We start from the raw sequence: 24,306 nt of genomic DNA, 5'->3' as shown, positions 1-24,306 counted from the left end.
CCCTTATCCCCTCCTGTCATAAAAAAAACGGTGTGGCTGCAATGGTTTAATTATATCGTTTCTGCAAAAAAATGCAAACGCCGGGAAACGGAAAAAGCCGCCCTCCGGAAATAATTTCCAGAGAGCGGCTGCATAGGTTTTATCCGTGTAATTGTCTGTCTAAGTCTTCGAGGCGTGCAATGCGTTCTTCTGTCGGCGGATGAGTGCTGAACAAGTTCATCAGCGTGCTGCGGGCGCCGGAAAAGGGATTGATGATGCACATGTGGGCCGTTGCCTTGCTGGCACCGGGCAATACCTGATAGTGGGCGTAATTGTCGATTTTCGCCAAGGCACGGGCCAAGGCGATGGGATCGTCGATCATGCGTCCCCCTTCTTCATCGGCCATGTATTCCCGCGTCCGCGAGATACCCATTTGGATGACCGACGCCGCTAAGGGCGCTAAGAGAGCCGTTGCGATGAGGGCGATGGGATTGCCGCCTTCGCCGTCATTATCGCGGCCGCTGCCGAAGATGGCAGCCCACTGGGCCATATTGGCAATCATGGCGATGGCACTGGCAAAGGAAGCGACGATGGTACTGATGAGGATGTCGCGGTGAAGGACGTGGCTCATTTCATGGGCCAAAACGCCGCGGATTTCATCTTCATCGAGGAGATTCATGATCCCTGCCGTTGCCGCTACGGCTGCGTGGGACGGATTTCGTCCGGTTGCAAAGGCGTTGGGCACGTCGGTCGGAATGATGTAGACTTTGGGCATAGGCAAATCGGCACGCTGCGCCAAATCGGCTACGATGCGGTACAGATAGTGATCTTCTCCGACTTGTTCGGCCTTATAAGCCCGCAGTACCATGGTATCGCTGAACCAATAGGAGAAGAAATTCATACCCATGGCGATAATAAACATAATCATGACGCCGCTGCGGCCGCCGAAAATGCCGCCCAGAGCCATGAGGATACAGGCCAGGGCCGTCATGAGGAATACCGTTTTCACACTGTTCATAAAACTCACCCTCTTCAAAAAAAGCTAAAGGTCAAAAGGTTAAATCAACTATGACCCTATTATATACGTTCTCAGGTTCATTGTCAACAAAGGCTATTTCAGGATCTCGTTGTTGTAGCGGCGGATGTAGACGATGTAGTCGCCGTCACTGTCCTTTTGGCCGTCAAAGGCGACGGTGATGGAGACGTCGTCTTGTTTCCATTCCACTTCCTTATCGCTCTGTTTGACCGGGAAGTTTTCCATATTGGAATAGATAGTGGCTACGAGGCGGGTGTAAATGGACTTGGCCGTGGCCTTGTCCTTGGTCTTGAAATAGTTGTCAAAGGCAAGGACCCGGCCTTTGGCCGACGTATCAGCGGAGAAGATTTCAATGCCTTCCGTGACGGAAACGTTCTTGACGACCGACGTCCGTTCGGCTTTTTCCGTGAAGGACACGGTGCTGCCGTAGAAGGTCCAATCCGATAAAACCGAGAAGTTGCCGTCAAAATCGGCTCTCGGCATGCCGAGGTACACCGTCTGATAGGCCGTCAAGGGATTGGCCGCGATTTCATCGACGGACTGGTTATAGTCAAAAGCGCCGGCCGAGGCCGTAAGGGCCGTCCACAATAAACCGGCTGCGATTATTTTCTTATACATCATCATAAACCCTCCTTACCAAAAGGGAGCCAAAAGCAGCGAGAACAACGTGAAGATCAAGCGCTGCAGGGGAATCAAAATATACGTAAAAACAGGGGTCATCATCAAGGCGATGAGGATCAGGAAGCTGTAGCGTTCGATGCCAGCCAGCTTATACGACCATTCCGTCGGCAAAAAGCACATCAGGACCCGTGAGCCGTCGAGGGGCGGCAAGGGCAGCATGTTGAAGATAGCGAAGTTGACGTTGTACAAGACGATGAGCTGCAGCACCATGGGCAGGGCCGTCGAGGTGAAGAGGTTCAGCTTGGCGAAAATCAGCTGGACGACGAGGGCGATAAAGCCCGTGATCAGGTTGGATACGGGGCCGGCTAAGGCGACGCAGATCTCCCCTTTCCGCCAGTTGCGGAAGTTGCCGGGGTTGATCATGACCGGTTTCGCCCAGCCAAAGCGGGCTACGAGGAGCATCATCAGTCCTACCGGATCGATGTGAGCTACGGGATTCAGTGTCAGGCGCCCCATCATTCGCGGCGTATCGTCCCCCATCCAGTCTGCGACTTGGGCGTGGGCATATTCGTGAATGACCAGGGCAATGAGCAGGCCGGGGATACCGGCGATAATCGCGAGTATATTAAAATCAAACATTGTATTCTCCTTTCGTATACTTTATATTATACGGTATCTTGCCCTATATAACAAGAGAGGCTGCCGCACACGGGTACGACAGTCTCTCTCAGGTTATGCTGTTTTTATTATCGCTGACGATATTCGTATTCTACATTCTGTTCGACCATGACGGCCTTTTCTTCAATTTCGCGAATCTGGGCAATCATCCGGGCTACGAAGGCTTCGTCTTTGATGGACCGCAGATTGATGCGGACGCTGTAGAAGGCAGACCTCATGGCGGCTCTGGCGTTCATGGCGGCAATGGCCCCGTCAGTGATGACCCAGGCGTTGCCGTAGCGGACGACCTGTTCCGCTAATTGCAGGAGGGCGAAGATGTCCTTCCCCAACTCAAAGGGCGACGTAGCCGCATCTTTAAAGGCCTGCTGGACGATGGCCGCCCGATTGGGCGTATCCTTGGGCAGGCGGACAGAACGGATGACGTTGTCGAAGGCCGCCGCGTCTTCGGCGATGCCTTCGAGATACCGCTGCCGCAGCACCCGGGCCTTATCGCGAATGGAAATCATGAGTTTTTCGATTTCTTCATACCCTTTTTTCCCAATGGTCAGGTTGGCCACCATTTCGACCAAGGCTGCTGCCGACGCAGCCGTCATGGCAGCGATGCCGCCGCCGCCGGGAATAGGTTCTTTCGATGCCGTAACGGTCAGGAGCTCGTCGAGGGGCATCGATTGGAACTTCGTATAATCCATCTTAGAAGAGACCTGTAATGACGCCGTTTTCGTCGATGTCCATGCGGTTGGCCGCCGGGACCTTCGGCAGGCCCGGCATGGTCATGATATTGCTCGTCTGGCAGACGATGAAGCCGGCACCGGTGCAGACGCGGACGTCTTTGACGGTGACCGTAAAGTTTTTGGGAGCACCGAGGAGGGCCGGATTGTCCGACAGGGAATATTGGGTCTTAGCGACGCAGATCGGCATGTGGTCGAGACCGAAGGATTCCAGTTCCTGAATCTGTTTTTTCGCGTTGCCTTCAAAGACGACGCCGTCGCCGCCGTATACTTTTTGGACGATGGCCGTCAGTTTTTCCGGAATGGAGGCGTTGACGTCGTAGATCGGTTTGTACGGCGTCTTGGGCTGTTCCAGCATCTTGAGGACCTTTTCGCCCATTTCGACGCCGCCCTTGCCGCCTTCAGCCCAGCAGTTGTTGAGGGCTGCTTCGACGCCGTAGTCGGCGCAGAGGTCGCGCAGGGCCTGGATTTCCGCATCCGTATCGCTGATGAATTTATTGATGCCGACAACGACGGGAACGTCGAAGAGGCGCATGTTTTCAATGTGTTTGGCAAGATTGGCAAAGCCTTTCTTCAAGGCTTCGACGTTTTCTTCCTGGAGGTTCTTCTTATCGACGCCGCCGTGCATCTTGAGGGCCCGGACGGTAGCGACGATGACGACGGCATCGGGTTTGATCCCGGCGAAACGGCACTTGATGTCCATGAACTTTTCAGCGCCGAGGTCGGCACCGAAACCGGCTTCCGTAACGGCGATGTCGCCCATCTTCATGGCCAGTTTCGTGGCGACGACGGAGTTGCAGCCGTGGGCGATGTTGGCAAAGGGACCGCCATGAACGAGGGCCGGCGTATGTTCGATGGTCTGGACCAGATTCGGTTTGATGGCATCTTTCATGAGGATGGCCATGGCCCCTTCGACGCCGAGCTGACGGGCCGTAACCAAATTTCCGTCCAGGTCATAAGCGACGGTGATGTCCCCCATCCGCTTCTTGAGGTCCATGAGGTCACGGGCTAAGCATAAAGCAGCCATGATTTCCGAAGCGACGGTGATCATGAAGTGGTCTTCCCGAGGGAAGCCGCAGACCTTACCGCCCATGCCGACGACGAGGTTTCTAAGGGCCCGGTCGTTCATATCCATGACCCGCTTCCAGATGATGCGGCGCACGTCGATGCGAAGGGCGTTGCCCTGATGGACGTGGTTGTCGATGGCCGCTGCCAGAAGGTTGTTGGCCGCCGTAATGGCGTGCATGTCACCGGTAAAATGGAGGTTGATGTCTTCCATGGGCAGGACCTGGGAATAACCGCCGCCGGCAGCGCCGCCTTTGATGCCAAAGACAGGGCCCAGAGAGGGTTCGCGCAGGGCGACGACGGCCTTATGGCCCATGTAATTCAAAGCCTGTGCCAAACCAATGGTCGTTAAGGTCTTGCCTTCGCCGGCCGGCGTCGGCGTAATGGCCGTAACCAAGACAAGTTTGCCGTCTTTTTCTTTAGAAAGGCGCTTGATGGCGTCAAAGGAAATCTTAGCCTTGTATTTCCCGTAGAGTTCCAAGTCGTCGTCGGTCAGTCCGACCTTTTTTGCAATGGTCGTAATCGGTTCTAATGTCGTCTGTTGTGCAATTTCGATATCGCTTAATACCTTTGCCATGGTAGTCACTCCTTGTCCGCTGCATAAAAAAAGGCCGCTCCGCTGGTAAGTTGCCCAGACGGTCGGCTTCAAGAAATCATGCTCCCCGTGGTAACTCCACTTCCGTCAGTCACATGATTGTGCATTTATTATACAAAAAAACAGCCCTCGTCGTCAAGGGCTGTTTTTACGTACGGTATGAATGGACGTTGGAACAAGACGCCGCCGGTCTTAGTCCGGAAGGACGGTAATGTCTAAGCGGTCAAAACCGGCCAGGAAACCTTTTACGGTCTTGGCGATGGTTTCACATCCGCCGACGGTCTTGCTTTCGATGTTAAGGGGCATATTGGGGTCGTGGAGGGACATGCGCAGGAGGGCCCAGCCGCCGTCGAATACGAGGCGGACGCCTTCATAAGACGGTTTGGCAATGGCAATGCCCTTTTCTTCGGCCCGCTGTTCAAAGGCCTTGAGGACGTCAGCCCCGTAGGCCTGTACGTCGCCGTCACCGGTGATCTTAAGGCGATATTCCACGCCTTCCGCAGGCTGGCCGAGGGCTTTGATGAGGTCGCCTAAGGGTTTTCCGGCCTTCTTGGCTTTGGCGGCAGCCATGAGGAGTTTGACGGCCAAATAAGCGCCGTCGTCGAGGTAGTAATTTTCGCTTAAGGCGCCGTGGCCCGACGTTTCGATGGCCAAGGGCGATACGGTGCCGGCCTTGTTGAGGCGGATACATTCGTCGATGACGTTCTTATAGCCCCGCATGTAACGATGATGGACGAGGTGCAGTTCGTCCTGAAGGAAGGTCGTCAATTCATCGGACGTGACCGAGTCGGTAATGATGGTACTGCCCGGATAGTCCGGCGCCAAAATGGCAGCCATCATGGCGATGAGGGCGTTGCGGTTGATTTCTTCCCCACTGGGCAGGACGGCGCTCATGCGGTCGACGTCGGTATCGAAGATGAGGCCCAGGTCGGCCTTGTTGTCGAGGACGGCTTTCCGGATGGAGGCCATGGCTTCTTTGTTTTCCGGATTGGGGATATGGTTCGGGAAGTGGCCGTCCGGTTCGAGGAACTGGCTCCCCGTCGTATCGGCGCCGAGAGGTGCCAAGACCTTCGTCGCAAAGAAACCGCCGCTGCCGTTGCCGGCGTCGACGACGATGTGCATCCCTTCTAAGGGGCGGTCGAACATGCCGGCACAGAGGCCGGCGCAGATCTTCTGACGCAGGTGGAGGGCGTAGCGTTCAATGAGGTCCAAAGAGGCGATGGCTGCCGTCGATACGGCCGTTGCCGTAAGGTTCGACGCCAGCGTCAGGACTTCTTTGACCTCCTTCTTTTCAAGGCCGCCGTCCTTGGTAAAGAATTTGAGGCCGTTTCGATTGTACGGCAAGTGGCTGGCCGTGATCATGATGGACCCGTCCATGGCCGTGTCTTCAAAAATGATGGACATGAACATGGCCGGCGTCGATGCCAGACCGCAGTCCGTAACGTAAACGCCCCGGCCGAGGAGACCGGCAAAGACGGCTTCTTTCATCATATCAGCCGAGATGCGCGAGTCGTGACCGACGGCGATGCGTAAGTCCCCTTCCTTTTTTCCCAGCTTCTGCGCTAAAAATTTGGCAAAGCCGGCGGCAATGCGGTTGACCGCTTCCGGCGTCAGGTTGACCTTTTCGTCAGGGACGCCTTCGACGGCGATGCCGCGGACGTCACTGCCATTCTGTAATTTTAAGATAGCTTCGGTAGAGTTCATATGCCTGTTCCTGCTGCCTATTCCCGATAAGACAGCTTTTCCTTTCTGTAATCTACATCTATCATACTGAAAATCGGCCCCTGACGCAAGGCGTGCAGGGACCTGTCCCTTATAATACGTATTTTTCGACGGCTTCAGCGACGGCGCCTTCGTTGTTGGTAGCTTCCGTCACGACGTCGCAGTACGGGCGGATGGCCGGATTCAAGTTGCGGACGCCGACGGACAGGCCGGCGGCTTTGAGCATGTCGATGTCGTTGATGTTGTCGCCGATGGCCATCGTTTCTTCCGGACGCACGCCGAGGATGTCGGCCAATTTCAAGAGGCCGGCGCCCTTATTGACGCCTTTATGCATGAATTCGATGTAGCGGTTGCTGGAGAAGCTGACCGTAATGTCGTCGAGGAGGGGTTTCAATTCGGCATGAACTCGTTCCAAATAGTCGTAGTCCGTATTGGTCAGGATCAATTTCCCGACTTCTTCTTTACCGCGGATAAAATCGAGGGTCGTTTCTTCGCAGGGCGTGTAGGCCATGCGGCCCTTCAGGAAGGCTTCTTCGTCAGGCGTAATATTGGTGATGTAGACGACGTCCCGCGTATAGATGTGCAGGCACTGGCCGTAGGAAGCACACTTGCAAAAAATCTGATCGGCCAGGTCAAAGGGAATAGGGTCCCAGAAAAGGGAGCGGCTGCCCTTATTTTCCGTGATGTTGCCGCCATTGAGGCCGATGACGTACTGGTCGGGCTGTTCAAAAAGACGGAGTGTCTTCAAGACGCCGTCAATGGTGCGAAAACTCCGACCCGTGCAGGGCACGAATTTGACGCCCTTTGCGACAGCCTTGGCAATGGCTTCGATATTGCGCTGACAAATCGTCGCATCGCTGCTGAGCAGCGTTTCATCCATATCACAAGCAATGATTTTATAGTTATTCATGACCTACTCCTTTACAAATCGCATGACGGGATAGTTACTAACTGATACTACGAACATATCATGTCTGAGGCATTCCCGCCACCCCAGGGACAGAATCAGTCCCATTATAGTCAAAAAAGAAGGGCTTCTGCCCTTCCTTTTTTATGATCGATGCCGCCGGTCGCGGATGGCCCGCCACACAGCCGACACGGCCTTAAACAGCACATAAATGAGTACTACATTAAACAACAGGCCGAGAAAATCGGCGGCCCAGCCAAAGTTCCCCATGCCAAAGAGGCTGCTCAACATGCTGCCCAGGAACATGCCCCCGGCAAAGAGGCCGATGCCGCGCATAGCGCCGCCCCAAGCCGACGAGCGATTGGCTGTCGTATTGGCGTTGGCCCGAGGCGCAGCCGTCTGATTGCGAGTCTGGGATTGTGCCGATGAAGCGTTATTATTCGTATTGGCCTTAGGCGCCGCTTTGGGAGCCGTCACCGCCGGTGCCGACCGCGGGGCCGACATGCGAATACCGCCTTTTGCAGCTTGGACCGGCTGGTACACAGGCGCCGCAAAAAAGGCCGTCTGGAGAAGTAAGAGACAAGTCACGCAAAAAAGCTTTTTCTTCATGGTAATTCCTTTCCTATCTATCGATGAACCGGAACGGCGTCCGGCGTTATTCTGCTTTCTCTGCCGGAAGCGGATCCGTTTTTTCCCCCGAAGCAGAGATCAAAGTGTGTAAGGGGATAGCCGCCAAGTTTTCCGCCAGTTTATCCTGAATGGCTGCATAGGCATCATGGGTCGGGCAAGAGCCGTGACGGCGGCGATACAGGCATTCAAAGTTGCCGTCGAGGCAGCTGATGATCATGTTATCCCGATCCATAACGGTGATAACGTCCATCAGGTTCAATTCATGCAAATCTTTCACCAGTCGGCAGCCGCCTTGGGCTCCGCGGATGATTTCAATATATCCGGCCTGTTCGAGCTTCTTGGAAATCTTGTAAGCAAACTGACGAGGAATCAGCTGTTCATCGCTGATTTCCCGAATATTCTTCTGTTCCCAATCGGCCAGGGACCGTAAAATACGTATTGCGTAGTCAGTTTCTCTTGTTATTATCACTTTAACATGCTCCTTCTCTATTCTCTATGGATTAAGTCTATTATAACCTGAAATCAAGAGGAAGGCTATACTTTACTCATAGGAAATGATAAAAAATTCATATCTATCTAAAATTTATAAGTAAGGGCCTGAAGGACCCGTTTTATGCATAATAGAATCTTGCCAGTGACTGCAAAAACTTATATAATAAAGAGTACTTGCATATTTTAGCTTTAACAATAGATGAGGTGTACTATGTCATTAATCGATGAAGTAAATAATCGCCGTACTTTTGCCATCATCTCTCACCCCGATGCCGGTAAGACGACGCTGACTGAAAAATTGCTGCTCTACGGAGGCGCCATCCACCTGGCCGGTTCCGTCAAAGCCCGGAAAACGGCCAAGCACGCCGTTTCCGACTGGATGGAAATCGAAAAGCAGCGTGGGATCTCGGTTACCAGCTCGGTCCTGCAGTTCGACTACGAAGGCCATCACATCAACATCCTCGATACGCCGGGCCATCAGGACTTCAGTGAAGACACGTACCGGACGCTCATGGCCGCCGACAGCGCCGTCATGCTCATCGACGTCGCCAAAGGCGTCGAAGCGCAGACAAAAAAGTTATTCCGCGTCTGTAAAGAACGGGGCATCCCCATCTTTACCTTTGTCAATAAAATCGACCACTTCGGCCGCAACCCCTTCGACCTCATGGATGAAATCGAAGACATCCTGGGCATCCACGCCTACCCCATGAACTGGCCTATCGGCCTCAACGGCAGCTACCAGGGCATTTACGACCGGGCCTCGTCGTCTATCGAACTCTTTGAAAAGGACACGACCCACGGCCAGAGAAAATTAGCCTCGACCAAGGGCTCGGCCGACGATCCGATTTTCAAGGAACTCCTCGAGGAAGACGTCCACCAGGGCCTCATCGACGACATCGAACTCCTCGACGAAGCCGGTGATGAATTCGACATGGAAAAGGTCAAGCGCGGCGAATTGACGCCCATGTTCTTCGGCTCGGCCATGACCAACTTCGGCGTCAAGCCCTTCCTCGAAGAATTCCTGCGCATGGCCCCGAAACCGCAGCCGCGAAAATGCCTCGAAGGCTCCGTCGACCCGACGTCGGATCAGTTCACGTCCTTCGTCTTTAAGATTCAGGCCAACATGAATCCCCAGCACCACGACCGCATCGTCTTCATGCGCATCTGCTCGGGCAAATTCGAAAAGGGCATGTCCGTCACCCACCGTCAGTCCGGCAAGACACTGCGGCTCATGCAGCCCCAGCAGTTCCTGGCAACGGAACGGACGATCATCGAAGATGCCTACCCGGGCGACATCATCGGCGTCTTTGACAACGGCACCATGGGCGTCGGCGACACCTTATACGACGGCAAAAAGAAGGTCACCTTTAAAGACTTCCCGACCTTCCCGCCGGAACTCTTCGCCCGCATCCGCGCCAAGGACTCCATGAAGCGCAAACAGTTCCTCAAGGGCATGACCCAGTTAGCCCAGGAAGGGGCCGTCCAGATCTATGAAAACATGGGCTCCATGGAAAGCTACATCGTCGGCGCCGTCGGCCAATTGCAGTTCGAAGTCCTCGAATACCGGCTGAAGCACGAATACGGCGTCGATTTAGAAATGAACCGCCTGCCCTACACCGTCGCCCGCTGGATCCAGGACAACGGAAACGACTATAAGGACCTCAAGAATATCGACAGCGCCATGATCGTCAAAGACCATAAACAGCGCGTCGTCCTGCTCATCACCAACGAATGGCAGGCCAACTGGATCGTCGAACGGAATCCCGATTTCACCTTCTGCACGACGCCGGACCAACTGGCCATCGAAGACGAAGAAGAATAATCACAATCATCGTAAGCACGCTGAAAAGACCGGAAAGAAATGGAATGCACTTCTTTCCGGTCTTCTTTATATGCTGAACAAGATAAGGGTTGATTCCAATATACAGACTAAGCGACGGCGCGGCACCATTCCGGCAGGGTGATGGTGCGGTCGAAGGCCGGCAGCCAAATGCCCTCGGTATGATTATAAGTCCGAACGAGGATGCGGTCGTTGTAAAGATAGATAGAGTTGGAATAGATGGTATCTTCGTCCCAGTCGCTGTTATAGACGTTGAGGACCCGGCCTTCATAATAGTTCTGGTCATCCATAAAGGTCGCATCGTCCGGCATGGTATGGGTGTGTCCCGATACCCACAGGCGGACCTGGTGGTGGCGGGCCAGGATGCGGCGGATGTCGGCGGCGGGCTGGGCGGAGTTGCGCGGCGACGGCAGGCTGACGCCGTTCTTTTCGGGAACGGCTGTATTTTCTAAGGGAGCGTGACAGAAGATGATCGTCGGCATCTGACGGTGAGCGGCCAAAGTTTGGTCGAGCCAGGTCAGCTGCTGGTGAGATAATTCGACGGCAGCGCCGCCGGTAACCGTGTCCGGCGACAGGAAGACGAGGAGATAGCCCCGCTGTTCCTTGGCATAATAAAGGGGCCCGAAGGTCTTGGTATAGCGGGCAAAGTGCAGGATTCGTTCCGTACTGCTGCAGGGCCGGAGATCCTCGCCGTGGCCCGTATAGAGCAGTTCATGATTGCCGGCAATGAAGGCTTTCCGCTTTTTCAGGCCGTTGACGACGAGCCGCACCAGGCGGTATTCTTCGGCACTGCCGTTACGCTGGACCATATCGCCCGTAAAGACGGCTAAATCAAGGTCGCGCCAGTCGTTCATATCCTGCAGGGCCCCCTCTTTGGCAGCCATATAGCGCAGGCGCTCTTTCGGCGTGACCAGCTTTTTACACGGATAATGGAAATCACTAATGATGGACAGGCGCGAATAATTTTTTCTTTCCAGGTCGTCTCGATTCCTGGAAAACAGTGACGAAAACATGGCATCTCCTCCTCATCCCCAATAAAAACAGGCTCTCGCTGTACATACTAAGTATAGCGAGAGCCTGTATAACTTTTGCAAAGACTGGTGGAAATGTCTGTAAAAGGACGCGTTCTATAAGGTCCTTTCAGTCTCAATTATGCCTATTCTTCTTCCGGATAAGTCAGGCCCCACTGCTGACGGATGGCAGTCATGAGGTCCATGACGTCTTTCGTGTATTCCTGGCACATGCCCTTGCCGCCGTTAGCAACGGCCTGTTCCATGTCGAGGACTTCGTACTGCAGGGCCTTGGCCGTGCTGCCTTCCCGGATGACTTCCTTGCGGCCGTCTTCGGTGTAAGTAATAGTCGCTTCTTGAGCCCGGGGATAGTCGTAGATTTCGATATAGCCCTTATCGAAGGCGGCCATGCCTCGTTTCGGCTGCTTGGCGTGAAGGGACAGGGCTAAGGTTGCCATTTCCCCTTCTTTATTCTGAAGGAGGATGCCCGCCTGTTCATCGACGCCGGTCGGGGCCCGCAGGACCTGAGAGGCGATTTGGTCGGGCTGAGCCGTCATGAAGTAGCGCACGAAGGACAGGGCGTAGACTCCGATATCGAGGAGGGCGCCGCCGGCTAAGCTGCGGTTGAAGAAACGGTTCTTCATATCGTAGTCTTTATAGCTGCCGAAATTCATCTGGACGAAGCGCATTTTCCCTAAAGCACCGGAATTTACGAGTTCAGAAAGTTTCTTATAAATCGGCATGTGGTACAAGGTCATGGCTTCGGCCAGGACGACGCCTTTTTCGTCGGCGACCTTACGGGCCCGGGCCAGTTCGTCACTGTTGAGGGTAATCGACTTTTCACAGAGGACGTGCTTGCCCGCTTCAAGGGCCGGAATCAGGTACTGGATATGGGTATTATGCGGCGTCGATAAGTAGACGATATCGACGTCGGGGTCGGAAAAGATGTCTTCCGGCTTGTCATAAACTTTGGAAATGCCGTATTTTTCGGCAAAGGAGACGGCTTTAGCATGGGTCCGATTGCCGACGCCATACAAGTTTCCCCCTAACTGCTGCATGGCCTGAGCCAATTCATTGCCGATAACACCGCAGCCTAAGGTTGCCCAACGATAAGATGTCATGATACAAATCCCCCTTTTACGATAACAGGCGGCTGACGAGTTTCACACAGTCTGCCGCGTCTTTAGAATAGCCGTCGGCACCGATTTCATCAGAAAAGCTCGGCGTCACAGCGGCGCCGCCGATAATGATTTTTCCGTCATAATGCCGTTCGGCGGCTTCAGCAATGACATCTTTCATATGCATCATGGTCGTCGTCATCAAGGCCGACAGGCCGACGACAGACGCCTTGTGGCAAAGGGCCGTTTCGATGATCTTGCCGGCCGGCACGTCTTTGCCGAGGTCGATGACCTTATAGCCGTAGTTGCGCAGCATGAGGCCGACGAGGTTCTTGCCGATGTCATGGACATCGCCTTCGACGGTGGCGATGATGATGGTCGCCATGTCGCTCTCGCCCGGTGCCTTTTGGATGAGGGGCTCAAGGTAAGCAATGGCCGTCTCCATCGTATTAGCGCTGGCAATGAGCTGGGGCAGGAAATAAATCTGCTTGTCGTATAAGTCACCGACTTTCGTAATGGCCGGAATGAGCTGTTCATCGATGACGGCCCCAGGGGTCATCCCCTTGGCCAGCTCCGCTTGAGCCAGGGCAACGATGGCCTCTTTCTCGCCGTCTAAGACGGCCTGATAGACGGGACTGACCGGCTTTTCGTCCGTGCCCTCAGACTCCCCCGAGGCCGGTCCGGACAAGGATTCACCATGACGGGCCAAGAGTTCCGCTTCCTGCTGACGTTTCGCTTCGGCTTCTTTCTTGTCGAAATACTGCATGCGGCGAATATACCCGAGGTCGCTTCCTTCGCGGTTCATGAGCATATTGGCAGCGGCTGCCGTATTCATCAAGAGGTCCTGAGACGGATTGGCAATGGCCATGGTCAGGCCGCTGGCAATAGCCATGGAAAGGAAGGCGGCATTGACGTACATCCGGTCGGGCAGGCCGAAGGAAATGTTGGACAGGCCGCAGACCGTGGCCAGGCCCAAATCTTTTTTACAGTGGGAAAAGGTCGCCATGCAGTCGAGAGCTGCCGACGGCGCCGCGCCGACGGTCGCCACTAAGGCGTCGACGACGATGTCTTCCGGCTTAAATCCGGCCTTATAGGCGTGATCCAAGAGTTCGTCGAGGACGGCGTGTTTTTCCGCTAACGTCTTGGGAATGCCCTCATCCGATACGGGAAGGGCGATGAACATGGCGCCGTACTTCTTGACAACGGGCAGGAGCTTTTCGTATTTTTCCGTTTCACAGGAAATGGAGTTGACCAAGGCCCGTCCGGGATAGATCCGAAGGGCCGCTTCCATGATGTCCGGCGAACTGGTGTCAATGCTCAGCGGCAGTCCCGATACACCGGTTACTTCATAGATGGCTTTGAGCATCATGTCTTTTTCGTCGATGCCGTTGGTCCCCATGTTGACGTCGAGAATGGACGCCCCGTACCGTTCCTGTTCGCGGGCCATGGAGCGGACTAAGTCGAGTTTTCCCGCTCTCAATTCAGCCTGGAGTTTTTTCTTGCCCGTCGGGTTGATGCGTTCGCCAATGACTTGAAAATCGCCGTCGAGGTGAATTTCTAATACCTGCCGTTCCGAGGCCAGTACGCGGGAATGGACGGCCTGAGGAACTTTCGGCGTCAAATCTTTTACGGCGTCGGCCAAGGCCTTGATATGAGCCGGCGTCGTTCCGCAGCAGCCGCCGACGATATGGGCCCCGGCTTCGATGAGGAGGAGTCCGTCTTTGGCAAATTCTTCGGGCGTCGTCTTATAGACCGTCTTGTCACCGTCAAGTTCCGGAAGGCCCGCATTGGGCTTGGCGATGATAGGGATATTGGCGTACTCGTACATCGTCCGCACCGTATCGACCATGTCGGCCGGCCCTGTCGAGCAGTTAAGACCGACGGCGTCGACGCCTAAGTGTTCGAGGACGACGACAGCCGCTTCCGGCGGCGTACCGTATAAGGTGCGGCCGTCTTTCTCAAAGGTCAGGGTGGCCAGGATGGGCAAATCGCAGACTTCTTTGATGGCCAGGACGCAGGCCCGCGTTTCTTGAAGGCTCATCATCGTTTCGACGACAAAGAGGTCGACGCCGGCTTCATAAAGGACCTTCGCCTGTTCCTTATAGACCGTCACCAATTCTTCAAAGGTCAAATCCCCCATGGGATAGAGCTGGCGGCCGGTCATGGTCATGTCGCCGGCGACCAGGGCCTTGTCTCCAGCCGCTTCTTTCGAAATGGCCACCAACCCCTCATTGATGGCTTTTAAATCATCGTCTAATCCGTATTCCGCCAGTTTCAGGCGGTTTCCCGTAAAGGTCGGCGCATAGACGATCTGCGTGCCGGCATCGATGAATTTCCGCTGCAAGTCGATCATGACTTGACGATTTTCCAAAATCCATTGTTCCGGGCAGACGCCGATAGGCATGCCGGCCTGCTGTAAATTGGTTCCCGTGGCGCCGTCGAGGAGGACGACGCCGCTGTCTAAGAGCCGCTGAAATGCTTCGTTGGTCAATCTACCTTCCCCCTAAAAATTCATATATGAAATGTACAAGCGTTGAAAAGCTTCTTCGTTGCCAAGGACAATTTCTTCAGCCCCGGCGGCAGCCGTCCGCAGGTTCTCCTCCGAAAGGGATCCTGACAGGAAGGCCGCTGCCCCTTGGAGGGCCGTATTGCCGACAGCTGTCGCCTTAGCCGCTAAATCAGGCGGCAAGAGGCCGATGACGGCGGCTTTCTCCGGGTCGAGGCGATAACCGAACCCCCCGGCCAGGCAAACCCGATCGATGCGTCGGCGATCGATGCCGCTCCGTTCGATGAGGGTTTCAATACCGGCCCGAATGGCACTCTTAGCCATTTGGATTTCCCGAATATCCTTCTGGCTGAGGACGATGCGTTCATAATCGAGGGTCGACCCCAGGGTAAAGCCCATGGTGAAATAAGGTTCCTCTAATTTTCCCGTCTCATCGACGAGTCCTTCTGAAACGAGGCCGGCCATGGCTTCGATGATGCCGGTCCCGCAGATACCGACGGGAACGGCGCCGTCAATGGTGCGGACAACGGCTTTACCGCCTTCGATTCGGACGCCGCAGATGGCGCCGGAGACGCTGGCCGTCCCCCACTTTAGTTTGCCCCCTTCGAGGGCCGGTCCTGCCGGCGCCGAGGCGATGAAGCGCTGATTCCGATTGCCCAGGACCAATTCCCCATTGGTACCTAAATCGATGAATAAGGTAACTTCGTCGGAATCCATGAGGCCGCAGGCGGCAATGCCGGCCGTAATGTCGCCGCCGACGTAGGTACTCATACCGGGAATCAAGGTAACCTGACAGTCCGTCAGGAAGCCGCCCTTTCCAAAGACCTCGCTGAACGAATAGGTCTCGCCGCCTAAGGAGACCGGCGTAAAGGGCCAATTTCCAAGGCCTTCACAGGACCAGCCCATGAGCAGGTGAATCATGGTCGTATTGGCCGCGATGGCAACCTTATGGCACGAGGCTTTGGCTTCGGGATGATCGTCAAAGAGTTTTTCCATCAGTCCCAGAATATCCCGGCGAACGGCTTTCTGCAAGGCCTTGCCCTTGCCCTTATTGGCCGCATCGATACGGCTGATGACGTCGGCCCCAAAGGAGCGCTGATGGCTTCCGGTCGTCGCCGCAGCCACGATGCGGCCGTCCCTTTGATCGACGAGGGCCGCAGCAATGGTCGTCGTCCCGATATCGACGGCAATGCCGCAGCCATGGTTCGCCAAAAGGTCATCGCCGGAGGTCTCATCTTCATGAAGGGCCAGTGCCGAAAATCCCTGCTGTTCGCGAAGAGGTACGGCGATCTCCGTGTCTTCCGTCGTTTCGGCCTGACAGGCCAGCCGCCAACCTTCACGCAATTGGCTGTCGGAGAAGACGTTGCGGTCGGCCGGCGTCACGGCAAGCGTTCCCGACACGACGCGGACGCGGCACTTTCCGCAGCGGCCCTTGCCGCCGCAGGGCATGGGAAGGCTCGTTCCCTGTCCTTGGATGGCCTCATCGACCTTAACCCCGGCCGGAACGGTCACGACGGCTTCGCCGCCCTTATCCTGCCGGCGGTCACAGTCGGTCTTAGGGCAGGCCGCACAGTCATGGGCCGCGCGAAATACGTTGGCATCGGGCCCGACGTCAAAGACCAGGCTCATCGATTTGGCCGGCGACAGGACGGAGTCTCGATTCACGGTGACGCCGACGGACTGACGGGCCTTCGTTTCTCGCACAGCGTCGGCCTGGGCCGTTATGGGAATGTCACTGCCCGGTTCGTGACGGCCCGTAATGCCGCAGCCCTTTTGCCGGCAGATGAGTTGAAGCTTCTGAAGGACGTCTGCTTCAAGGGCCATGAGGCAAGTATCGGCCAAGGCATTGAACAAGAGAGAATCCATGACGTCGCCGTCTTTTTCATATCGGTCAAGCTGGCGGCTGACGGCCTCGCCTAACGTCAGGATCGCATAGACCTTGTCGTCGGTAAACGCCAAAACGGCCTTAGCCTGCATCAACGGGCGCAGGACCGGTACCAATTCCTGACAGCGAGCAAGGCTCTTGTCCCGGCCAAGACCGGCCTTCTGATAGCCGGCAAAGTGCAGCGCCTGATCGACGTCGGGAACAATCCGTTGTCCCCTTAAAATACGAATATCAGCCATGACCTTTTCCCCCTTACATAATTATTTAAGCTATATTATAACGAAAATCGAAGGAGACTGCCACCGATAATTGCAAATTTATGGGATTTTGCCGCTGACAGGCTAAAAATCGTCCCACTTCCACGAGTTTAGGCACGGCTTCCTCGTCAGTTCCCCTCATAGACCGGCGTACCGTCGGCGACCATGCCATCTCCCTTCTTGACGGCCCTTTCCGATTGGCGTATAATAACTTGGTAAGACTTTACGCGCTGATTACATGGGCCTATAGCTCAGCGGTAGAGCCACCGGCTCATAACCGGTTGGTCCTTGGTTCGATCCCAAGTGGGCCCACCAATTACAACGCTTTCTTCAGCAAAGGAGAACCCGTTACAGCACGACACAAAAATACGACGACCTTATCCCAGAGATAACAGGTCGTCGTATTTTTTTGCTTTTTATGCCGTTAAAAAGGGCCTGGCCGCGGCACCTGAGGCGGGATTCCAAGAGGCTGCCGTCAGGTATCCTTGAGACTTCCCGCTTCTTATAAATCAATAATATGTGTAGTTCCTGTTGTCCGACGACGCGGTCCATAACCGATTCTGACGCATCCCTATGCCGCAGGCGTCCATAATTTCAAAGATGCCTTAAAGGACGCGCGGAAACGACTTTACCGGGTGACTGTCACCGCCAGGTTTTAGCAGCATCCCTCACCCTTTTCGTCTCCCTTCCTTGCAGCGCATCGAGCATCCGGAACAGTTGCCGCCGCATGAATTTCCGCCGCCTTTTAGAACGCTGCGGACGGCAAGGACGAATAACACGCCGATGACGGCCAATAACAGAAAACTCGCCGCATTCATGCGTATCTCACCTCACTTTCGCTAGACGAACCCCATGAGGAGTCCGATTTCACGGACAATAAAAGCGACAACCCAGGCAATGGCACACTGTACCACGACGGTAACGGCGGCTGCCCGGGCCGACCCCATCTCCCGACGCACCGTTGCCACCGCTGCCACGCAGGGCGTATAAAGCAGGGTAAACACCAGGAATATAAGGGCCGTAAAGGGCGTAAACAACGTCGACAGGGCCGATACATCATCACCTAATAATACGGACAGCGTCGAAACGACACTCTCTTTGGCCGTAAAGCCCGTTATCAGGGCCGTCGCCACCCGCCAATCGCCAAAGCCCAGGGGCTTGAAAATCGGTGCCGTCAGGCTGCCGATCATGGCCAGCAGACTCGTATCCGGCGAGGCCGCCACGTTAAGCTGCGTATCGAAGGTCTGCAGGGCCCAGATGATGATCGTCGCCGCAAAAATAATGGTAAAGGCCTTCTGAATGAAGCCCTTGGCTTTCTCCCAAATGAGGCGGACGACACTCTTGGCCGACGGCAGCCGATAGTTCGGCAGTTCCATGACGAAGGGCACGGGTTCGCCTCTATACACCCGCCCTTTCAGCAGCAGCGCATAGAGGATACCGCAGAAAATTCCGAAGAAATATAAGCCGATCATGACCACAGCCTGCCACTGTTTCGGGAAAAAGGCACTGACCATGAGCCCGTAAATCGGCAGTTTGGCACTGCAGCTCATAAAGGGCGTGAGGAGGATGGTCATTTTGCGATCCCGTTCACTGGACAGGGTCCTCGTGGCCATAATGGCCGGGACAGAACAGCCAAAGCCGATCAGCATGGGCACAAAACTCCGACCGGACAAGCCGACGCGCCGCAGCAGTCTATCCATGACAAAGGCGACGCGGGCCATATAGCCGCTGTCCTCGAGGATAGAGAGGAAGAAAAACAAGGTGACGATGGTGGGAAGAAAACTCAAGACGCTGCCGACGCCATTACAGATCCCATCGATGACCAGGGCATGGACCAGGGGATTGATGGCGGCGGCCGTCAGTCCCGCGTCGATCAAGCCCGTCACGGCATCTACGCCCATGGCCATGAGCTCCGACAGGCCGGCTCCGATAAAGTTGAAAGTCATGACAAAAATGAAGGCCATAATTCCCAGAAAAGCCGGAATGGCCGTATATTTTCCGGTCAATATCCGATCCAGGGCGACGCTGCGTCGGTGCTCCCGGCTTTCATGAGGCTTTACGACGGTCTTCGCGCAGACATTTTCAATGAAAGTAAAGCGCATATTGGCAAGGGCCGCTTCCCGATCAAGGGCGCTGTCCTTTTCCATGACGCGTACGATTTGTTCCAACGCCGTTTGGGCTTCCGGCGGCAAGGCCAGCGCTTTCCCGATCAAAGGGTCATTCTCAATCACCTTGGTCGCCGAAAAACGGACCGGAAGATCGGCTGCTTTCGCATAGGGCTCGATGAGATGAACCGTGCTGTGAATGGCTCGATGCACGGCGCCGACCTGATCTCCCGGCATGTCGCTTTCGGCACAGAAATCAATCCGGGCCGGGATTTCCCGATGCCTTGCCACATGAATGGCATGGTCAACGAGCTCGTCAATCCCTTCATTTTTTACAGCCGAAATAGGCACTACCGGAATGCCCAGGGTTTGCTCTAATTCGTTGATGCGGACAGAACCGCCATTGGCCCGTACCTCATCCATCATATTCAGCGCCAGGACCATGGGGATTCCCAACTCCATGAGCTGCATGGTCAGGTACAAATTGCGCTCAATATTGGAGGCGTCGACAATATTGATGATCCCGGACGGCCTGGTTTTCATCAGGAAATCCCGGGTTACAATTTCCTCACTGGAATAGGGCGACAGGGAATAAATCCCCGGCAAATCGGTAACCGTAGCTTCCGGATAATGGCGAATGGTCCCGTCTTTTCGATCGACGGTGACACCGGGAAAATTCCCGACATGCTGCTTGGCTCCGGTCAATTGATTAAACAAGGTCGTCTTGCCGCAATTCTGGTTCCCGGCTAAGGCAAAGGTCAAGGGCTGCCCTTTGGCAATGGCGTCCGCCTTGTCATGGACATGGTAGTCCCCGTCCGTTCCCAATTCCCCCACGCCGGGATGGGCAATGGGTCGGTAGGATTCCGATTGGCTCTTGGGCTGCGCCTTTTGATGAATATCCTCTACCTCTATCTTTTTCGCTTCATCGAGGCGCAGGGTCAATTCATAGCCGCGCAGTTCAATTTGGATCGGATCTCCCAGGGGCGCGATTTTACGGAGCGTAACCTCGGTCTTCGGCGTCAGCCCCATATCCAATAAATGATGCCGAAGGGCACCGCTGCCGCCAATGGCACGGATATAGGCACTCTGTTTCGGCCTTAATTGATCCATGGTTATCATGTCGTTCATCGTATGTCTACTCTTTTGCAATGTGTTCCCGGCCTTTCTCAATCACAGGGCATATCTGCCTGTCAGCCAACGGATTGCAGATTTGTCGGCCGATACTGTGTGTTTTATCAAAGGGCTTGCTTTCCGTATCTTGTCTGCAACCCCTTCCCTTCAAGGATTGCAGGCAAGATACCTGCATCCTATATGGATAGGACTCAATGGCTTTATACATCTATTCAGGCAGCCATCAAATAATCGTTTAATCGTTATATCTGTAGTATGATGCTATATGAGAATAAAGTCAATCCATTCCCTTACAGTCTGCCAAAAGGGCGGAAACCATGTCCAAACGAGCAGCAGAGGGCACCTTGAGAGATTCCGCATGACACCATCACCGAGAAACAGCCAGCCGCATCGGGGCGGCACCTGCGTTTGATATGAGGAAAACCATGGACCCCCTGACAAGAAAAGCAGTCCCGAACAAGGGGGACTGCTTTTCTGCTATCGCCTGATCAACATCCTATAATGTACACTCGGACTGCTTCACCAAGGCGTCGGCGCATATTTTTTTACTTTGCAGCCGTTATCACAAGGCCAAGACATTTTTTCTCAACGAGGCTCTTAATCGGTAGCCGTCAGGCGATGGTGCTTCTCCCGGGCTTCATATAAATCAATAATACGCTGAGCCCGCAGGCGAACGAAGTTCGTCAGCCGTGCCAAGGTCTTTTCCGGCAAGGGACAGGTCGGATGATTTTCAAAGGAAAAGACCGTCAGCCTCTTAAGAGCCTCTATATGGCGGGGCTCCACAAAGAATTGGGCCAGGATATCGAAGGGCATCGACGCGCCTTGCCTGCCGGACGTCCGCAGGTATTCATCGATATGTTCCAATTCATAGGAATTGGCATCATAGAGCAAAGAACAACCATTATCAAACAACGGTGCCGGCTGTAATAATCGGCCCGTCCGGGTATCGTAAAGATAGCCGAAATTTCCATAGTGGCGGTCCTTATTGCAGATTAGGCTGTCAAATATCATCATATCAGCATATTCGCACCGTCCGTAGAGCTCAGCCATGACGTGCTGCATCTCTAAACTATAGGTCTGAAAAGCATTCCTATCAAGACCTTTATAGGAAAAATACGTATAGGCATCGACATAGCCCACATCGGTACTGGTGAACAGTTTTCCCAGGCATACCGTTTCCCTCGTCCCGTCGGAATGAGTATAGGTTTCCAGCTCATAAAGAGCGTGAGAAAATGCCATGACGGCAGCGACCTTAGCGGCGTACCATTCCAGCACGGCCTGATTCAAGCCTTCAGGAGACGGCATAAAATCGACTCCCTTTCTTAAATAGATATCGCCGCCTTTTCGAATCCAGCATTTTCTCAGCATCCCGCAAGTCGTGATTTCCGGCGTCGCAATCATGCCGGACACAGAGCCTCCCGCCCCGGTAAAAGCAATCTGTGTCAGCCTGTCATCGAAGGGATTATCGTATAAATTACAGTCCGCCCAGGAAGTCGAATCATCCGCAGCGGTAATCCAATAGACATCATTGAGGGACAAGGCTCGCGTCACATCAACATAACCGAGGAACCGGCCGCCGTCAAGGGAAGCGCGGATAGACTCGGAAAAACGACGATTCCGGGGAACTTTACGGCACTGTATCCAGTGGAAAAGCCTTTCTCCCGTAAGAGGGCCGCCTATTTTAAGAGCCATGGGCAAGAGGGCCTCCTGTTCTGAATAGAACTTATTGATTTCAATCCGATACTTTGTATACGAGGCGTGAGCGATCATGGCTTTCTCTAGATACAGGGAAAAATCAAGCAATGCCGTATCGTGAGATCGCAGGGTATAGCTCTTACTTCTCTCTTCTTTCATCACACTCCCCTCCTTAAGTGCTCATCGACAGCCGTTGACTAGTAAGAGCGGCCGTACATCGAAAAAAATTCAGCCAAGCGTTCTTCCAAGCACTCCATTAAAAGCTCCCTCAAGGGCTGGATCTCGTCGTCCAGCTCATAGGCTTCGAGGGCCTGAAAATACTCCGCCTGCTGTGCTTTTTGTATCGAAAGAGGCGGATAGCCGGCCGCTACTAAGGGGTAATTCATCATCAGGCGGGCTGTCGGTCCGTTTCCCGACAAAAAAGGTTGGATCTTACTGAATTCACCGTGGATCCGGGCGGCCCGCTCAAGGGGACTAGAAAAGTTGTCGGCGGCAATATAATCCGCCAATGTTTTCATTCTCTCACCCACACTCTCGGCCGTCGCCAAAACAGCCTGTGATCCGCGGATATAGACGGGGTACTCCCTATAACGACCGTCCATCGTATCTAAAGGCGCTGCCAATCTACGGATGTCTCCTATCAGCGCTTCTGTCAAGGGAAGGCCCGCCGCTGCCGCCTCTCTCAGCGCTGTCCAGGCCCGGTCGTAACCGCGTACGGCCTCGTAGTCAGCGACTTTGGTCCCGGCCGGAATGATGCCGTCGAAGAGGATCATCTTGACGTCGAGGACGGTCAGAAGGCTCCCTTCAATCCCCGTCGAATCATGGGTAAAGCGGAGGCGAAATTCTTCCTGCCAGTCCCATTTTTCAAAATCACTGAGGGTCCTTAAGCGACGACGAAAACGCTCTATCTTGTCTTGCAATCGATCCATGGCTGACCTCCCATAAAGCTCCGTAATTCGACCGCCTGCCGAAACGATGCTTATCGCCTTCCAATTCGGCTGTACCGGCCCCGGACCGTCGGCAAAGGCCATCACAACCGTCCGCGGACAGACGCCAAAGGCGTCTCCCGTCCCTATGCCGGATTGGGCAGTGTCTCTCTCCAAAGGGCCTTACTCCTTTTGCGTCTTCATAATATATATACCATTATATCATAAAAAGAACGGCCCTTCCCCATGAAGGCCAAAGGCAAAAAAAACTCCTCCGACAGGCCGCACGACGGCGACACTTGTCAGAGGAGTTCGTTTTTTGTTAAATCGTCTGTTTGCACGTTTCCGGTGTAAAGACCAGACGCGGTTAGTAAAGGCGCATTTGTCCTTCATGGCGTCAAAGAAATCGCCTTCTTTAAAGAATTCAGCCTTGCCGGTCAAAAGGCATCCCATGCCCATCTTGCCCTGCACTTCGTGGCTCCCGAGGGAGACTTCGATGTACGGATTGTCATGGACGTTCTTTTGGGAATCCTCCTTTACGGATTACCGACCTTGGCCAGCATATCCTGAACGGCCTGATATTCACTGTCAGCGGCAAAATCGTGTTGACTCTTCCCCTTTACGTCATAGCGCAGCCAAACCTTGCCGTCGGCCATGACCTTACAGTCTTTCACGGAAAAGACGACGGGCTGGTCGTCAGAAAAACCGGGCCGGGCCATGAACAAGGTCTGCGTGTCGGCACTGCCGTCGGCTGCCGGGGCGATGACGACGCTCACTTCGTCGCATAAGCCCTGTTGGAGGAAGCTCCAGTTGATGGCTCCGCCTCCGCCGAGCATGACCGAATCGAGGTGAAGGACGTCTTTCAATTTGCGGCAGGTCAGCTCCAAGTCGATATTGTCTTTCCCGCAGATCAAATAGCTGACGCCCTTGTCGCGCAGGTAGGCTTTATAGGCATTCGTCGCCTGTTCCGACAGGACTTCGACGACCTGGGCTTTTTCATGGCCGTAGAAATCGGTGAGCTGTCCCTCTTCCCAGGCCACGCGGCCCTTGGAGTCGGTGACGATGAGGTAGAAGCCCGTCTTGCCGTCGTCGGCTAAAAAGTCTCCGTCGGGAACGGGAGCGGCGCTCTCATCGACGTCAGGTGTCTTATAAAAGGTGAAATTGTCTTCCACCGTCGTCCGGCCGTTTAAGAGTGCCTGGGGCTTAAAGTACGCCTTGGGGCCGGAAAACAAGGTGTAAAACGAATCTTCTTCAGCGTTTGTTTCTTCGATCCAAAGGTACTTCCCCATGATCTTGCCGTCAAGAGACGTCTCCATATGGCAGAAGATGTAGGGGCGATTGGCTTTATCCATGAAACTGCCTCCTTCGAAAGAAACGAGA

At 54.5% G+C, this 24,306-nt stretch carries 20 protein-coding genes, 1 tRNA gene and 1 riboswitch; of the genes, 2 read left to right on the top strand and 19 right to left on the bottom strand.

Annotated features, from left to right (window positions below):
• Positions 1 to 139: 139 nt before the first annotated feature.
• The 9 genes from htpX to UCI88_RS05325 form a co-directional block, all read right to left on the bottom strand.
• Positions 140 to 997 carry a zinc metalloprotease HtpX gene (htpX, locus tag UCI88_RS05365; protein ID WP_065360128.1) on the bottom strand — a complete coding sequence of 286 codons (858 nt, stop codon included), beginning with the start codon at positions 995 to 997 and terminating at the stop codon, positions 140 to 142.
• Positions 998 to 1,090: 93 nt separating this feature from the next.
• Positions 1,091 to 1,639, bottom strand: a complete 549-nt coding sequence (locus UCI88_RS05360; protein WP_256179533.1) for a hypothetical protein — start codon at positions 1,637 to 1,639, stop codon at positions 1,091 to 1,093.
• A gap of 9 nt (positions 1,640 to 1,648) precedes the next feature.
• Positions 1,649 to 2,275, bottom strand: coding sequence for a site-2 protease family protein (locus UCI88_RS05355; RefSeq protein WP_044503919.1), 627 nt, complete (start codon positions 2,273 to 2,275; stop codon positions 1,649 to 1,651).
• A gap of 107 nt (positions 2,276 to 2,382) precedes the next feature.
• Positions 2,383 to 3,003 carry a cyclodeaminase/cyclohydrolase family protein gene (locus UCI88_RS05350; RefSeq protein ID WP_044503920.1) on the bottom strand — a complete coding sequence of 207 codons (621 nt, stop codon included), beginning with the start codon at positions 3,001 to 3,003 and terminating at the stop codon, positions 2,383 to 2,385.
• A gap of 1 nt (position 3,004) precedes the next feature.
• Positions 3,005 to 4,684: a formate--tetrahydrofolate ligase gene (locus tag UCI88_RS05345; RefSeq protein ID WP_256179534.1), complete on the bottom strand. Its 1,680-nt coding sequence runs from the start codon at positions 4,682 to 4,684 to the stop codon at positions 3,005 to 3,007.
• A gap of 45 nt (positions 4,685 to 4,729) precedes the next feature.
• Positions 4,730 to 4,807: riboswitch (ZMP/ZTP riboswitch) on the bottom strand.
• An 87-nt stretch (positions 4,808 to 4,894) separates the two neighbouring features.
• Positions 4,895 to 6,406 carry a phosphohexomutase domain-containing protein gene (locus tag UCI88_RS05340; protein WP_044503922.1) on the bottom strand — a complete coding sequence of 504 codons (1,512 nt, stop codon included), beginning with the start codon at positions 6,404 to 6,406 and terminating at the stop codon, positions 4,895 to 4,897.
• Between the two features lie 109 nt (positions 6,407 to 6,515).
• Positions 6,516 to 7,334: a Cof-type HAD-IIB family hydrolase gene (locus tag UCI88_RS05335; protein ID WP_256179535.1), complete on the bottom strand. Its 819-nt coding sequence runs from the start codon at positions 7,332 to 7,334 to the stop codon at positions 6,516 to 6,518.
• Between the two features lie 141 nt (positions 7,335 to 7,475).
• A complete protein-coding gene (locus tag UCI88_RS05330; RefSeq protein ID WP_049917313.1) occupies positions 7,476 to 7,940 on the bottom strand; it encodes a DUF2076 domain-containing protein in 465 nt (154 codons plus the stop codon).
• A gap of 46 nt (positions 7,941 to 7,986) precedes the next feature.
• Positions 7,987 to 8,430 (bottom strand): RrF2 family transcriptional regulator, encoded by a 444-nt coding sequence (locus UCI88_RS05325; protein WP_256179536.1) that lies wholly within the window; start codon positions 8,428 to 8,430, stop codon positions 7,987 to 7,989.
• A 234-nt stretch (positions 8,431 to 8,664) separates the two neighbouring features.
• Here UCI88_RS05325 and UCI88_RS05320 point away from each other — a divergent pair, with 234 nt between their 5' ends.
• Positions 8,665 to 10,275 (top strand): peptide chain release factor 3, encoded by a 1,611-nt coding sequence (locus tag UCI88_RS05320; RefSeq protein ID WP_044503925.1) that lies wholly within the window; start codon positions 8,665 to 8,667, stop codon positions 10,273 to 10,275.
• 107 nt (positions 10,276 to 10,382) lie between these two features.
• Here UCI88_RS05320 and UCI88_RS05315 read toward each other — a convergent pair whose 3' ends face one another.
• The 4 genes from UCI88_RS05315 to UCI88_RS05300 all read right to left on the bottom strand — a co-directional run bounded on the left by UCI88_RS05315 (position 10,383) and on the right by UCI88_RS05300 (position 17,051).
• Positions 10,383 to 11,306, bottom strand: coding sequence for a metallophosphoesterase family protein (locus UCI88_RS05315; protein ID WP_256179537.1), 924 nt, complete (start codon positions 11,304 to 11,306; stop codon positions 10,383 to 10,385).
• Between the two features lie 143 nt (positions 11,307 to 11,449).
• Positions 11,450 to 12,424, bottom strand: a complete 975-nt coding sequence (locus UCI88_RS05310; protein ID WP_330024086.1) for a Gfo/Idh/MocA family protein — start codon at positions 12,422 to 12,424, stop codon at positions 11,450 to 11,452.
• A gap of 16 nt (positions 12,425 to 12,440) precedes the next feature.
• Positions 12,441 to 14,912, bottom strand: coding sequence for a homocysteine S-methyltransferase family protein (locus UCI88_RS05305; RefSeq protein WP_256179538.1), 2,472 nt, complete (start codon positions 14,910 to 14,912; stop codon positions 12,441 to 12,443).
• A 12-nt stretch (positions 14,913 to 14,924) separates the two neighbouring features.
• On the bottom strand, positions 14,925 to 17,051 hold the full coding sequence (locus tag UCI88_RS05300) for an ASKHA domain-containing protein (protein ID WP_256179539.1): 2,127 nt from the start codon (positions 17,049 to 17,051) through the stop codon (positions 14,925 to 14,927).
• Positions 17,052 to 17,309: 258 nt separating this feature from the next.
• Here UCI88_RS05300 and UCI88_RS05295 point away from each other — a divergent pair.
• A tRNA-Ile gene (locus UCI88_RS05295) sits at positions 17,310 to 17,384 on the top strand.
• Positions 17,385 to 17,737: 353 nt separating this feature from the next.
• Here the strand turns inward: UCI88_RS05295 and UCI88_RS05290 are convergent.
• The 6 genes from UCI88_RS05290 to UCI88_RS05265 all read right to left on the bottom strand — a co-directional run bounded on the left by UCI88_RS05290 (position 17,738) and on the right by UCI88_RS05265 (position 24,278).
• On the bottom strand, positions 17,738 to 17,887 hold the full coding sequence (locus tag UCI88_RS05290) for a FeoB-associated Cys-rich membrane protein (protein ID WP_154651875.1): 150 nt from the start codon (positions 17,885 to 17,887) through the stop codon (positions 17,738 to 17,740).
• A gap of 21 nt (positions 17,888 to 17,908) precedes the next feature.
• Entirely contained in the window at positions 17,909 to 20,302 is a 2,394-nt protein-coding gene (gene feoB / locus UCI88_RS05285) for a ferrous iron transport protein B (protein WP_256179540.1), read from the bottom strand.
• 600 nt (positions 20,303 to 20,902) lie between these two features.
• Positions 20,903 to 22,159 (bottom strand): hypothetical protein, encoded by a 1,257-nt coding sequence (locus UCI88_RS05280; RefSeq protein WP_256179541.1) that lies wholly within the window; start codon positions 22,157 to 22,159, stop codon positions 20,903 to 20,905.
• A 38-nt stretch (positions 22,160 to 22,197) separates the two neighbouring features.
• Positions 22,198 to 23,103, bottom strand: a complete 906-nt coding sequence (locus tag UCI88_RS05275; protein ID WP_256179542.1) for a Fic family protein — start codon at positions 23,101 to 23,103, stop codon at positions 22,198 to 22,200.
• Positions 23,104 to 23,148: 45 nt separating this feature from the next.
• Positions 23,149 to 23,397 carry a hypothetical protein gene (locus tag UCI88_RS05270; protein ID WP_256179543.1) on the bottom strand — a complete coding sequence of 83 codons (249 nt, stop codon included), beginning with the start codon at positions 23,395 to 23,397 and terminating at the stop codon, positions 23,149 to 23,151.
• A 65-nt stretch (positions 23,398 to 23,462) separates the two neighbouring features.
• Positions 23,463 to 24,278, bottom strand: a complete 816-nt coding sequence (locus UCI88_RS05265; protein ID WP_256179544.1) for a RibD family protein — start codon at positions 24,276 to 24,278, stop codon at positions 23,463 to 23,465.
• Positions 24,279 to 24,306 lie beyond the last annotated feature (28 nt).

The organism is Megasphaera massiliensis (genome assembly GCF_036305205.1).
GTDB classification, from domain to species: domain Bacteria; phylum Bacillota; class Negativicutes; order Veillonellales; family Megasphaeraceae; genus Megasphaera; species Megasphaera massiliensis.
Note: the sequence above shows the minus strand (reverse complement) of the source record. Positions and strands in the feature narration are given on the sequence as shown.

Excerpts from the sequence above, each read along its gene's own strand:
- htpX (WP_065360128.1), bottom strand. The coding sequence starts at position 997 with ATGAACAGTGTGAAAACGGTATTCCTCATGACGGCCCTGGCCTGTATC.
- UCI88_RS05360 (WP_256179533.1), bottom strand. The coding sequence starts at position 1,639 with ATGATGATGTATAAGAAAATAATCGCAGCCGGTTTATTGTGGACGGCC.
- UCI88_RS05355 (WP_044503919.1), bottom strand. The coding sequence starts at position 2,275 with ATGTTTGATTTTAATATACTCGCGATTATCGCCGGTATCCCCGGCCTG.
- UCI88_RS05350 (WP_044503920.1), bottom strand. The coding sequence starts at position 3,003 with ATGGATTATACGAAGTTCCAATCGATGCCCCTCGACGAGCTCCTGACC.
- UCI88_RS05345 (WP_256179534.1), bottom strand. The coding sequence starts at position 4,684 with ATGGCAAAGGTATTAAGCGATATCGAAATTGCACAACAGACGACATTA.
- UCI88_RS05340 (WP_044503922.1), bottom strand. The coding sequence starts at position 6,406 with ATGAACTCTACCGAAGCTATCTTAAAATTACAGAATGGCAGTGACGTC.
- UCI88_RS05335 (WP_256179535.1), bottom strand. The coding sequence starts at position 7,334 with ATGAATAACTATAAAATCATTGCTTGTGATATGGATGAAACGCTGCTC.
- UCI88_RS05330 (WP_049917313.1), bottom strand. The coding sequence starts at position 7,940 with ATGAAGAAAAAGCTTTTTTGCGTGACTTGTCTCTTACTTCTCCAGACG.
- UCI88_RS05320 (WP_044503925.1), top strand. The coding sequence starts at position 8,665 with ATGTCATTAATCGATGAAGTAAATAATCGCCGTACTTTTGCCATCATC.
- UCI88_RS05315 (WP_256179537.1), bottom strand. The coding sequence starts at position 11,306 with ATGTTTTCGTCACTGTTTTCCAGGAATCGAGACGACCTGGAAAGAAAA.
- UCI88_RS05310 (WP_330024086.1), bottom strand. The coding sequence starts at position 12,424 with ATGACATCTTATCGTTGGGCAACCTTAGGCTGCGGTGTTATCGGCAAT.
- UCI88_RS05300 (WP_256179539.1), bottom strand. The coding sequence starts at position 17,051 with ATGGCTGATATTCGTATTTTAAGGGGACAACGGATTGTTCCCGACGTC.
- UCI88_RS05290 (WP_154651875.1), bottom strand. The coding sequence starts at position 17,887 with ATGAATGCGGCGAGTTTTCTGTTATTGGCCGTCATCGGCGTGTTATTC.
- feoB (WP_256179540.1), bottom strand. The coding sequence starts at position 20,302 with ATGAACGACATGATAACCATGGATCAATTAAGGCCGAAACAGAGTGCC.
- UCI88_RS05280 (WP_256179541.1), bottom strand. The coding sequence starts at position 22,159 with ATGAAAGAAGAGAGAAGTAAGAGCTATACCCTGCGATCTCACGATACG.
- UCI88_RS05265 (WP_256179544.1), bottom strand. The coding sequence starts at position 24,278 with ATGGATAAAGCCAATCGCCCCTACATCTTCTGCCATATGGAGACGTCT.